Raw genomic sequence first — 12,231 nt, 5'->3', positions numbered from 1 at the left:
GCCGGTGGTGGTCGGTTCGTCGGTCACAGCGCTTGACTTCCGTGTCGGGGGGCGTCGGTAGGCTGTCCGGGTGTCGGACTCCACAAAGCCTACCCTCATGGTCATCGACGGCCATTCGCTCGCCTTCCGGGCCTTCTACGCACTGCCCGTGGACAGCTTCGTCAACCGTGACGGGCAGCACACGAACGCCATCCACGGCTTCATCTCGATGCTGTTGATGCTGCTGCAGCGTGAGAAGCCCACCCACCTCGCCGTGGCGTTCGACATCTCCCGGTTCTCGTTCCGCACCCGCGAGTACGCGGAGTACAAGGGCACCCGCTCGGAGACCCCGGCGGAGTTCAAGGGGCAGATCCCGCTGCTGCAGCAGGCCCTCGAGGCCATGGGCATCACCACCGTCACGAAGGAGGACTACGAGGCCGACGACATCCTCGCGACGCTCTCCTCGCAGGGGGCGGAACAGGGCTTCCAGGTCTACGTGGTCTCCGGTGACCGCGACTCGATCCAGCTCGTCAACGACGACGTCACGCTGCTCTACCCGTCGGTCCGCGGGGTTTCCGAACTCACGCGGTACGACCGCGACAAGGTCTACGAGCGGTACGGCATCGAGCCCCACCAGTACCCGGACGTCGCCGCCCTCGTCGGCGAGACCAGCGACAACCTGATCGGCGTCGACAAGGTCGGCGAGAAGACCGCGGTCAAGTGGGTCACGCAGTACGGCTCGCTCGAGGGCGTTCTCGAGCACGCGGACGAGATCAAGGGCGTCGTCGGCAACAACCTGCGCGAGCAGCGGGACCGGGCCATCCGGAACCGCCGCCTCAACCGGCTGGTCACCGACGTCGAACTGCCCGTCGGGCCGGCCGACGTCGCGCTCCGTCCTCTGGACGAAGCCGCCGTCCGTGAGCTCTTCGCCAAGCTGCAGTTCCGGACGCTGCTCGACCGCGTGTTCAAGGTCGCGGGGAACGGCGAGCCGAGCGACCAGACCGCGGTGGAGGGCGGCGTCGAGGACGCGGGCATCACCCCGCCGCCGGTGAAGACCCTCATCGACGAGGAACTCGGCTACTGGCTCGAGCGCAAGAACGCGGCCGACGCCGAGAACGGCTACGGCGTCGCGGTGGAGGTCATCGACGGCCGCCTCAGCGCGATCGGCATCGCCACCCACGACGACGCCGTGCTGGTGCCCGGCGGCAGCGGCGCGAAGGACTACGAGCAGCTGACGGCGTGGTTCGCCTCCGACGCCCCGAAGCACTTCCACGACGCCAAGGCCGCCATCAAGGCCCTCGGCACCGCGGGCATCGCCGTGAACGGCGTCGCCGGGGACGCCCGCATCATGGGGTGGCTCGCCAACCCGGGCAAGCAGGGCCAGCCGCTGACCGACCTGGTCTACCAGGAGCTCGGCGAGGAACTGCCGACGGCCGACCCGAACCAGCTGGTCCCCGAGACCGCCCCGGTGAACGTCGGCGTGCACGCCTGGTACGTCCTCCGCGTGACGACGGCACTGCGTGCGCGCATCGACACCGGGTCGCTCGGCGTGCTCGACGACATCGAGCTGCCGCTGGTGTCGGTGCTCGCGCAGATGGAGACCACCGGCGTCGGCATCGATCGTCCGGTGCTGACCGGGCTGTCGAAGGAGCTCGGGGAGCGCGCAGCCGACCTCGCCCAGCAGGCCTTCGCGGAGATCGGCCACGAGGTCAACCTCGGGTCGCCGAAGCAGCTGCAGGAGGTCCTGTTCACGGAGCTCGCGATGCCGAAGACCCGCAAGACCAAGACGGGCTTCTCGACCGACGCCGCCAGCCTGACGGACCTGCAGGAGCAGCACCCGCACCCGTTCCTCGGACTGCTGCTGCAGCACCGTGACGCCACGAAGCTCCGGCAGATCGTCGACACCCTCGACGCCGCGGTCGTCGACGGCCGCATCCACACCCGGTACGAGCAGACGGGCACGAGCACGGGGCGGGTGTCCTCGACCGACCCGAACCTGCAGAACATCCCCGTGAAGACCGCCGTCGGCCGCCGCATCCGCTCCGCGTTCGCCGTGGCCGAGCCGTACACGACCCTCCTGACGGCGGACTACTCGCAGATCGAGATGCGGATCATGGCGCACCTCTCCGGCGACCCCGGGCTCGTCCAGGCGTTCAACGAGGGCGAGGACCTCCACCGGTTCGTCGGCGCCCGGGTGTTCGGGGTCGAGCCGGCGGACGTCAGCCCCGAGATGCGCACGAAGGTCAAGGCGATGTCGTACGGGCTCGCCTACGGCCTCAGCGCCTTCGGGCTGTCGAAGCAGCTGCGCATCGAGCAGAGCGAAGCCCGGACCCTGATGACCGAGTACTTCGCCCGCTTCGGTGCGGTGCGGGACTACCTCCGGAACGTCGTCGAGCAGGCGCGGGAGGACGGCTACACGGAGACGATCTTCGGCCGCCGACGCCCCTTCCCGGACCTCAAGAGCCCGAACCGGGTGCTGCGTGAGAACGCCGAGCGGGCCGCCCTCAACGCGCCGATCCAGGGGTCCGCCGCCGACATCATGAAGATCGCGATGCTCGGTGTCGCCTCTGACCTCCGTGACGGCGACCTCGGCACGCGACTGCTGCTGCAGGTGCACGACGAACTGATCCTCGAGGTCGCCCCCGGCGAGCAGGAGCGCGTCGAGGAGATCCTGCGGGCCCGCATGGGGTCGGCGGCGGACCTGACCGTGCCGCTCGACGTGCAGGTGGGCACCGGCGCCAACTGGGAGGTCGCCGCACACTGACGCAGGGTCCGGTGTGGACGCTGCGTCGGCTGTGGACGCTGGCTCGGTATGGTCGGGGCATGACCACAGAGCGTCCCGTCCGCCAGCCCTCCGCCGTCGACCGGGTCGCCGAGGACTGGGTGACCACCCTCGTCGACCTCGACCCGACCATCGCCACGTACATCGGCGTCCCCGGGCGCACGGGGGAGTACGGCGACACCTCGCCCGCCGGCGCCGCGGCGTCTGCTGACGCGGCCCGTGCGGCTCGGCGGGCCCTCGACGCGGCCGAGCCCGTCGACGCGGTCGACCGCGTCACGAAGACCGACCTCGGGGCCGAACTCGACCTGGTCGTCGAGTCGTACGAGCGGAAGCTGCACCTGCGCGACCTCAACGTCATCGCCAGCCCGGCGCAGTCCCTGCGCGAGGTCATCGACCTGATGCCGACGGCGACCACCTCCGACTGGGAGGACGTCGCGAGCCGGGTGCGGGCACTGCCCGACGCGCTCGAGGGCTTCCGCGAGACCCTGCTCGAGGGCACCCGGGACCAGGTCGTCCCGGCCCGTCGGCAGGTCGAGCTCGTCGCCGAGCAGATGGCCAGGAGCGGTGCCGACGACGGCTTCTTCCGGCAGCTCGCGACCACCGCGGCGCTCGACGACGGGGCACCGGTGCCCGAGGCGCTCCGTGCCGAGCTGGTCCGCGGTGGCGAGGTCGCTGCGGCCGCCTACCGCTCGTTCGGCCGGTTCCTCGAGCACGAGCTGATGCCCCTCGCCACGCCGACCGACGCCGTGGGCCGTGACGACTACGAGCTGCACTCCCGCCGCTTCCTCGGCGCGGTGGTCGACCTCGACGAGACCTACGCGTGGGGCATCGAGGAGCTCGCCCGGATGCGCGAGGAGCAGGAGCGCATCGCCGACCGGATCGAGTCCGGCGCGTCCGTGGCCCGCGCGATCGAGGTCCTCGACGCCGACCCCGCCCGGGTCCTGCACGGCACCGACGCCCTGCGCCAGTGGATGCAGGAGACCAGCGACGAGTCGATCCGGGCGATGGACGGCCGCTACTTCGACATCGCGGACCCGATCAAGCGCCTGGAGTGCCGCATCGCCCCCACGCAGGAGGGCGGCATCTACTACACGGGCCCGTCCGACGACTTCTCGCGCGCCGGCCGCATGTGGTGGTCCGTGCCGGAGGGCGTCACCGAGTTCGGCACCTGGCGGGAGAAGACCACGGTCTACCACGAGGGCGTCCCCGGACACCACCTGCAGATCAGCCAGGCCGTCTTCAACCGGGGCGAGCTCAACACCTGGCGCCGGCAGCTCGCGGGCCCCTCCGGACACGTGGAGGGCTGGGCGCTGTACGCCGAGCGCCTGATGGAGCAGCTCGGGTTCCTCGACGACGACGGCGACCGCCTCGGGATGCTCGACGGTCAGCGGATGCGTGCTGCCCGCGTGGTGCTCGACATCGGTGTGCACCTGCAGAAGACGAACCCGGACGGCGGCGGCTGGACGTGGGAGTACGCCCTCGACTTCATGGGGCAGAACGTCAACATGGACCCGGCGTTCGTGCGGTTCGAGGTCGCCCGGTACTTCGGGTGGCCCGGGCAGGCGCCGTCCTACAAGGTCGGGCAGCGCGTGTGGGAGTCCGTCCGCGACGAGGTCGCCGCTCGTGAGGGTGCCGACTTCGACCTCAAGGCGTTCCACCACCGCGCGCTGGCACTCGGCGGGGTCGGCCTCGACACCCTCCGGTCGGCGCTGCTCGACTGACCCCGGGCACCCCGCACGGACGGCCGCGACACGCACCCTGCCCCGCTTGTGAGGGGTCGAGCGCACCGGTTAGACTTGTGCGGCGCAATCCGCGTCACCACAATCCACCGCCACGGCGGCAGCATGCGGGCACTGTCCCCGCGTCGCCCTGGCCCGACTCATGTCCGTTCGGAGCAATCTCTACATGACAACCACTACGACCAAGGCTCCTAAGCAGGTCGCCATCAACGACATCGGTTCGGCTGATGACTTCCTGGCCGAGGTCGAGAAGACCCTGAAGTTCTTCAACGACGGCGATCTCATCTCCGGCACCGTCGTGAAGATCGACCGCGACGAGGTCCTCCTCGACGTCGGGTACAAGACCGAGGGTGTCATCCCCTCGCGCGAGCTCTCGATCAAGCACGACGTCGACCCCAACGAGGTCGTCAACGTCGGTGACGAGGTCGAGGCCCTGGTCCTCCAGAAGGAGGACAAGGAAGGCCGCCTCATCCTGTCGAAGAAGCGCGCGCAGTACGAGCGTGCGTGGGGCGACGTCGAGAAGATCAAGGAGTCCGACGGGGTCGTCACCGGCACCGTCATCGAGGTCGTCAAGGGTGGCCTCATCGTGGACATCGGTCTCCGTGGCTTCCTCCCGGCATCGCTCATCGAGCTCCGCCGCGTCCGCGACCTCACGCCGTACCTCGGCCAGGAGATCGAGGCCAAGATCCTCGAGCTCGACAAGAACCGCAACAACGTCGTGCTCTCGCGTCGTGCACTGCTCGAGCAGACGCAGTCCGAGTCGCGCACCACGTTCCTGAACAACCTCCACAAGGGCCAGGTCCGCAAGGGCGTCGTCTCGTCGATCGTCAACTTCGGTGCGTTCGTCGACCTCGGCGGCGTCGACGGTCTCGTCCACGTCTCCGAGCTCAGCTGGAAGCACATCGAGCACGCCAGCGAGGTCGTCGAGGTCGGTCAGGAAGTCACCGTCGAGATCCTCGAGGTGGACCTGGACCGCGAGCGCGTGTCGCTCTCGCTCAAGGCCACGCAGGAGGACCCCTGGCAGGTCTTCGCCCGCACCCACGCGATCGGTCAGATCGCGCCGGGCAAGGTCACGAAGCTCGTGCCGTTCGGTGCCTTCGTCCGCGTCGCGGACGGCATCGAGGGCCTGGTCCACATCTCGGAGCTCTCGAACAAGCACGTCGAGCTCGCCGAGCAGGTCGTCTCCGTCGGTGACGAGGTCTTCGTGAAGATCATCGACATCGACCTCGACCGTCGTCGCATCTCGCTCAGCCTCAAGCAGGCCAACGAGGGCGTCGACCCGGAGAGCGCCGAGTTCGACCCGGCTCTCTACGGCATGCCGACCGAGTACGACGACAAGGGTGACTACAAGTACCCCGAGGGCTTCGACCCGGAGACCAACGAGTGGCTCGAGGGCTACGACGCACAGCGCGAGGTCTGGGAAGGCCAGTACGCGGCCGCCCAGGGCCGTTGGGAGGCCCACAAGGCACAGGTCGCCAAGTCCCTCACGGACGAGGCCACCGGTACCTTCGACCTCCCGGCCAGCGCGTCCTCGTCGTTCACCACCGAGCAGGCCGGCCAGGGCACCCTGGCCGACGACGCCTCGCTCGCGGCGCTCCGCGAGAAGCTCAGCTCGACCAACTGATCGAGCTCAGCAGCAACTGAACGCACCGGAAGCCCGGCATCCCTCAGGGGGTGCCGGGCTTCCGGCGTTCGTGGGGGACCGACGCCTAGGCTGGTCGCCGTGCGCATCATCGGACTCACGGGCGGCATCGCCGCGGGGAAGTCGACCGTCTCGGCTCGTTGGGCGGAGCACGGCGCCGTCGTCGTCGACGCGGATCGCCTGGCTCGGGACGCCGTCGCACCCGGCAGCCCGGGGCTCCAGCAGGTCGCGGAGCGCTTCGGTCCCTCGGTGCTCGCGGCGGACGGATCGCTCGACCGCCCGGCCCTCGGCACCATAGTGTTCTCCGACCCCGCGGCGCGCAGGGACCTCGAGGCCATCACCCACCCCGAGGTCTGGCGACTCGCCCAGGCCGCGTTCGACGCCGCCGAGCAGGCCGACCCGGACGCGGTGGTGGTGTACGACGTCCCGCTCCTGGCCGAGGCCCGCGGGACCCGCCCGCTGCGGTTCGACGCGGTCGTGGTCGTCGACGCCCCGGCGGCGTTGCGGATCGAGCGCCTCGTGCAGCACCGCGGGATGAGCCGTCAGGAGGCGGAGCGTCGCGTCGGCGCGCAGGCGAGCGACGCCGACCGCCTCGCCCTGGCCGACCACGTCGTCGACGCCACCGGCACGCTCGAGGACACGATCCGCTCGGCGGACGAGGTCTGGGCCGTGGTCGCACCCGAGCCCAGATGAAGCACCGGCTGCTGCTCGTCGTCGCCGCGGTGGTCCTCGTCGCGATCGGGCTCGGCACCCTCGTCGCGGCGAACGTGCTCGCCGGGCAGCGCGTGGCGGACCACGGCCGTGAACCCGCGCACGCCCGCCCCCGGAGCGACGCACGTGGGCCCCAGGACGAGTTCCACCGCTTCCGACTCGGAGCGATCGACGGCGAGCGGCTCGAACCGAACCGGGACGACTTCGCCGCCAGGACCGCGTCCGACGGGCCGCTGCTGCTGTTCCTGCCGGCGACGCGCGCCCGGCCCGCCGACTACCAGCGGTTCCTGACGACCGCGCTCGGCGACGGCTACCACGTGCTCGGGCTCGACTACTGGAACCTCGGCAAGACCCTCTCCGGCACGTGCGAGGCCGACCCGCACTGCTACGGCACGGTCCAGCGGAACCGGTTCGACGGCACCCGGCAGTCGGAGTACAGCGCGGTGTCCCCGGCGGGGTCGATCGTCTCGCGCTTCCGCGACGCGATCGCGCACCTCGACGACGTGGACCCGAAGGGCGGGTGGGGCCGTTTCGTCGCCGCGAACGAGGACATCGCCTGGGACGACATCGTCGTGGCCGGACACTCGCAGGGCGGGGGCGAGGCCGCCTACATCGCGCACGTCCGCCCGGTCCTCGGCGCGCTCATGTTCTCGTCCCCGGTGGAGTCGCTCGGGCCGGTGCACGCCGCCTGGATGGACCGCCCCGGGCAGACCCCGGCGTCGCGGATGTACGCCGTGGACGACGTCCGCGACGAGTTCGGACCGCGGATCCGCGGGTCGTGGACGGCACTCGGTCTCGACGTCCCGGCGACCCCCGGCGGACCGGCCGAACCGTGGCGCACCGACACCGCGGCCCCACCGCAGGGCTGGTACCCGCACGCGATCCTCACCGACATCCGCATCGGGACGCCGGCGCAGTCGCACTCCCGCATCATCAAGGACACGACGCCACTCGACGCCGACGGGCAGCCCCGCCTGATCGCGCTCTGGCAGTGGCTGCTGCGACGCTTCCCCCTGCCCACGCAGACCAGTCCCTGACACGCGGTCCGTGACAGCCGGTCCCTGACGGACGGTCATAGGATCCGGGATTAGCGTGGCAGGGTGCAGCACGACCGCGACCCCCACTCGCCGACCCCCGGCAGCCTCCGCGCCCTGATCCGTCAGCGTGCCACCGATGACCCCGACCGGGTGTTCCTCGAGGACGCCCGCTCCGACCGGGTCCTCCGCCACGGCGACCTGGAGACCGCCGTCGCCGCCTGGTCCTCGACCTTCGACGTGATCGGCGTACCCGACTCCGGCGCCGTGCTCGTCGACGTGGGGGACCCGCTCGCGTTCGCCGTCGTGCACCTCGCCGCCGTCGCGAGCGGGCGCCGAGCCGTCCCTGTCGACACCGGGCAGCCGACGACGGAGCCGGCACGGCTCGCGGACCTGCTCGGTGGCGCCTCGATCGTGGTGTCGGACCGGCTCGAGGACGCCACCATCCCGGGGACGCCGGCCGCCCGCGTGGACCCGGCCACGGGCCTCCCGTCCGACGTCCGTGACGGCGACGTGCCCACCGCGACGCCGGACGCACCCGGTGAGGGGTCCGTGGTGCTCTTCACCTCCGGCTCGACCGGCACGCCGAAGGGCGTCGAACTGCCCGAGTCACAGCTGCTGTTCGTCGCGCGGGCCGTGGCGGAGCACAACGGGCTGACCCCGGAGGACCGCGGGTTCAACTCGTTGCCGCTGTTCCACGTCAACGCCGAGGTCGTCGGGCTGCTCTCGACCCTCGTCGCCGGCGCCACGCTCGTGCTCGACCGGCGCTTCCGGCGGACCGGGTTCTGGGAGCTGCTCGCCGAACGCCGTGTGACGTGGTTGAACGCGGTGCCGGCCATCCTCGCGGTGCTCGCGAAGACCGGGCCGCTCGACTTCCCCGACGGCCTGCGGTTCGTCCGGAGCGCCTCGGCACCGCTGCCCGACCCCGTCCGGTCCGCCCTGGGTGACGTCCCGCTCGTCGTGAGCTGGGGCATGACCGAGGGCGCGAGCCAGATCACCGCCACCCCGCTCGGTGCGCCAGCCCGTGCCGGCTCGGTGGGGGTGCCCGTCGGTTGCGCCGTGCAGGTCCGCGACGAGGACGGCACCGTGCTGCCGGCCGGCGCGACCGGGGCGCTGTGGGTCCGCGGACCGGGCATCGTGCGCTCCTACCTGCACGGGCGCGCCGCCGAGCGCTTCGACGCGGACGGCTGGCTCGCCACGGGGGACGTCGGCTCCGTCGCCGAGGACGGCTGGGTGTCGCTCGCCGGTCGGTCCGACGACGTCATCAACCGCGGGGGCGAGAAGGTCTGGCCCGCCGAGGTCGAGGACGTCCTGCTCGGCGACCCGCGGGTGCTCGAAGCCGTGGTCGTGGCCCGACCCGACGACGTCCTCGGCAGCGTGCCGGTGGCGTACGTCATCCCGCAGCCGCGGGACGAGGACCCAGACGACGACGCCGACGAACGGCACAGCGACGCCGACCGCGACGCAGCCGACGACGCCGACCGCGACGCAGCCGACGCCGCCGCCCTCGTCGCCGACCTCACCGCCCGCGCCGAACGGTCCCTGACCCGCTTCCGCCGCCCGGTGGAGATCATCGTCGTGCCCGACCTGCCCCGCGCCCCCACCGGCAAGATCCAGCGCGCCCGGGTCCGCGGCATGGCGGAGACACCGTGAGCACGACCACGGCGCCGGGCACGGGGGTCAGGACCCCGACCCGCACCGCCGAGGGCCGTCCGCGGCACCTCTACGAGATCGACGTCCTCCGCATCCTGACGTTCGCGTGCGTGATCGGCGTGCACACGACGAGCCACACGATGGCGTCGGACGACCTCGGGCTCGCCGGGCTCCTCGCGCTCCTGCACTTCACCCGGCTGGTGTTCTTCACCCTCACCGCGTTCGTGCTCGTCTACAGCTGGTCGATCCGTCCGAAGCCGATGTCGGTGTTCTGGCCGAAGCGGTTCCTGCTCGTCGGGGTGCCGTACCTGGCGTGGTCGTTCGTCTACGTCGCCTCCGCATGGCTGCTCGACTCGGGCCAACGCGGCGACGTGCCGGCGCTCGTCGAGACGTACGCCACCGGCATCGTCACGGGGACCGCGAAGTACCACCTGTACTTCCTGCTCGTGACGATGCAGGTGTACCTGCTGCTGCCGGCGATCATGTGGCTCGTGCGGACCACGCGCCGCCACCACGTCGCGGTGCTCGTCGTCAGTCTGCTCGTGCAGCTCGTCGTCTTCGCCGGCTACAAGTACTTCCCCTCGACCGACGCGTGGATGCACGGCTACCAGAAGCAGTTCTTCTTCTCGTACGTCTTCTTCATCGTCTCCGGGGCGATCGCGGCCGACCACGCCGAGGGGTTCCTCGGGTTCGTACGCACCCACCGGCGGGCGATCGGGTGGGCGTTCCTCGGCGGTGCGGTGCTGACGCTCGTCGTGTACGTCGTGCAGATGGCGCTCGGGGACTCGCCCTACAAGGCCGGCACCCCCCTGCAGCCCGTCGAGGTGGTCTGGAGCACCCTCGTCTTCCTCGGGTTCCTCGCCGCCGGCGCCGCCTGGGCTGACCGTCGCGTCGCCGGCAGCCGGCTGGCACGGGTCGTCGACTACGCCTCGGACCGCTCGTTCGGCATCTTCCTGAGCCACCCGCTGGTGATCTGGCTCCTGCTGTACGGCTCCAGCCCGCTCGAGGCCCTCGTGCCGAAGCCCTGGCTCACCCTCGTGACGTACCTGCTCGTCGTGGTGCTCGCCGTCGCCGTCACCGAGGCCTTCCGCTGGACACCGCTCAGCGTGCCGCTGACGGGACGGCCGTCCCTCTCCGCGCGGGCGGCCCGGCAGGCCCGAGCCGCGAAGCGCGCGGTGACCCGCTGACGGACTGGAGGATCGGAGCGGCGCCGCCCCGAGCCTCCCGTCCGTCCTGTGGTCAGGCTGAGCGCTGCTCGGCCTTCGGGACGCCGACCTCCAGCACCCCGTCGGTGGAGGTGAGTCGCTGCGGCTTCATGAACCACGCCACGACGGCCGCGGCGCCGAGCAGCACGCAGGACAGCGCGAACGGCAACTGCCACCCGGACGCGTCGACGAGCACCCCGAAGACGATGGGCGAGAGCACTCCGGCGACGCCGAAGCCCGTGTTCATGAAGCCGGACGCCGTCCCGGACCACTGCGGCGCGACGTCCATCGGGATCGCCCAGAGGTTGGCGTTGCAGAGCTCGAGGAAGAAGAACGAGAGGGCGAGCGAGATCGTCGCCACGAGCAGCCCCTGCCCGATCACGAGCGGCACCAGGCAGAGGAGCGACCCGCCGAGCCCGACGACGAGGATCGCTCGCCGGGCGTTCCTGGTGTCGCCGCCGCGGTGGATGATCCGGTCGCTGAGCATGCCGCCGACGGTGTCCCCGACGACGCCCGCGAGCAGGATGAGCGTGGTGAACAGGGCGAAGTCGCCGATCGCCAGGCCGTAGGTCGAGCTGAGGAACGTCGGCAGCCAGGTGAGGAACACCCAGAGCGTCCAGCCGTAGCCGAAGTCCACGAAGGTGACGGGCAGGATCTGCTTCGCCAGCTGCCCCCACGGCACGGGCGGACGCGTCGCGCGGGTCGCCACCGGCGGGAGCTCGTCGAGCTCGACCTGGGTGATGCCCTTCGCCGACTCGGGCTTGTCCCGGAACAGGAACCACCAGGCGATGGCCCACGCGAAGGAGAGCACCGCGGTGGCGAAGAAGGCCAACCGCCAGCCGCTGATCGCGATGAAGTACGCGACGACGAGGGGCGCGAGGGCGTTGCCGAGCCGCGCCGCCGAGTGCACGACGCCCTGGGCGAAGCCGTTCCGGTCGCGGGGGATCCAGCGGCTCATCGCCTGCGTGGCGGTGGGGAACGCGGCCGCCTCGCTCAGCCCGAGCAGGGCGCGGGCGGCGAACAGCGTCCAGAAGCCCACGGCGAACCCGGTCCAGAGCGTCGCCACACCCCAGATCACGGTGATGACGAAGAGGGCCTTGCGGGGGCCGAACTTCTCGCTGATCGTCCCGCCGAACACCTGGAGCAGGGCGTAGGGCAGCGAGAACGCGGCCACGATCACACCGGCGGTGGTCTCGTTGAAGCCGAACTCCTCGGTGATGTGGGGGAGCGCGGTCGAGATGTTGGTGCGGTCGATGTACGAGATCGCGTACATGAAGCAGAGCAGCAGGAGCACTCGGCCGCGGATGCGTCCGCGGAACGGTGTGCCCTTGGCTGGTGCGGCGGGGGTCGCCGTGGTCATGGGTGGGTGCCTCTTCGCCGGGGGGTGCGGTCGGGTCGTTGCTGAACAGACGGAACGGTAGGAGCGGTCCCTATCAGCGTCCTTGGAGGGTGCTCTCCGCGGACGATACGCCGGACGGACCGACGG

Annotated in this window: 8 protein-coding genes; 7 read left to right on the top strand and 1 reads right to left on the bottom strand. The window is 71.0% G+C overall.

The annotated features are described in order from the left end of the window. Positions 1-70 precede the first annotated feature (70 nt). The 7 genes from polA to OXR63_RS00540 all read left to right on the top strand — a co-directional run bounded on the left by polA (position 71) and on the right by OXR63_RS00540 (position 10,727). Positions 71-2,743, top strand: coding sequence for a DNA polymerase I (gene polA, locus OXR63_RS00570; RefSeq protein ID WP_267419318.1), 2,673 nt, complete (start codon positions 71-73; stop codon positions 2,741-2,743). Between the two features lie 59 nt (positions 2,744-2,802). Next, the gene (locus OXR63_RS00565; RefSeq protein WP_267419317.1) at positions 2,803-4,482 is read left to right on the top strand and encodes a DUF885 domain-containing protein; all 1,680 of its coding nucleotides are present in this window, start codon (positions 2,803-2,805) and stop codon (positions 4,480-4,482) included. 184 nt (positions 4,483-4,666) lie between these two features. Next, positions 4,667-6,124: a 30S ribosomal protein S1 gene (rpsA, locus tag OXR63_RS00560; protein ID WP_194625559.1), complete on the top strand. Its 1,458-nt coding sequence runs from the start codon at positions 4,667-4,669 to the stop codon at positions 6,122-6,124. 99 nt (positions 6,125-6,223) lie between these two features. Then, positions 6,224-6,835, top strand: a complete 612-nt coding sequence (gene coaE / locus OXR63_RS00555; protein WP_267419316.1) for a dephospho-CoA kinase — start codon at positions 6,224-6,226, stop codon at positions 6,833-6,835. Further along, entirely contained in the window at positions 6,832-7,890 is a 1,059-nt protein-coding gene (locus tag OXR63_RS00550; RefSeq protein ID WP_267419315.1) for a BPSS1187 family protein, read from the top strand. The genes coaE and OXR63_RS00550 overlap by 4 nt, the downstream gene beginning before the upstream one ends. Before the next feature lie 63 nt (positions 7,891-7,953). Then, positions 7,954-9,540: a class I adenylate-forming enzyme family protein gene (locus OXR63_RS00545; RefSeq protein ID WP_267419314.1), complete on the top strand. Its 1,587-nt coding sequence runs from the start codon at positions 7,954-7,956 to the stop codon at positions 9,538-9,540. Continuing rightward, on the top strand, positions 9,537-10,727 hold the full coding sequence (locus tag OXR63_RS00540) for an acyltransferase (RefSeq protein WP_267419313.1): 1,191 nt from the start codon (positions 9,537-9,539) through the stop codon (positions 10,725-10,727). Before OXR63_RS00545 ends, OXR63_RS00540 begins: the two co-directional genes overlap by 4 nt. A gap of 52 nt (positions 10,728-10,779) precedes the next feature. Here the strand turns inward: OXR63_RS00540 and OXR63_RS00535 are convergent, their stop codons facing one another. After that, on the bottom strand, positions 10,780-12,105 hold the full coding sequence (locus OXR63_RS00535) for an MFS transporter (RefSeq protein ID WP_267419312.1): 1,326 nt from the start codon (positions 12,103-12,105) through the stop codon (positions 10,780-10,782). Between the last annotated feature and the right edge of the window lie 126 nt (positions 12,106-12,231).

The organism is Curtobacterium sp. GC_Cur_3, from assembly GCF_026544205.1.
Classification (GTDB): Bacteria; Actinomycetota; Actinomycetes; order Actinomycetales; family Microbacteriaceae; genus Curtobacterium.
This window is presented reverse-complemented; position numbering and strand designations above follow the sequence as displayed.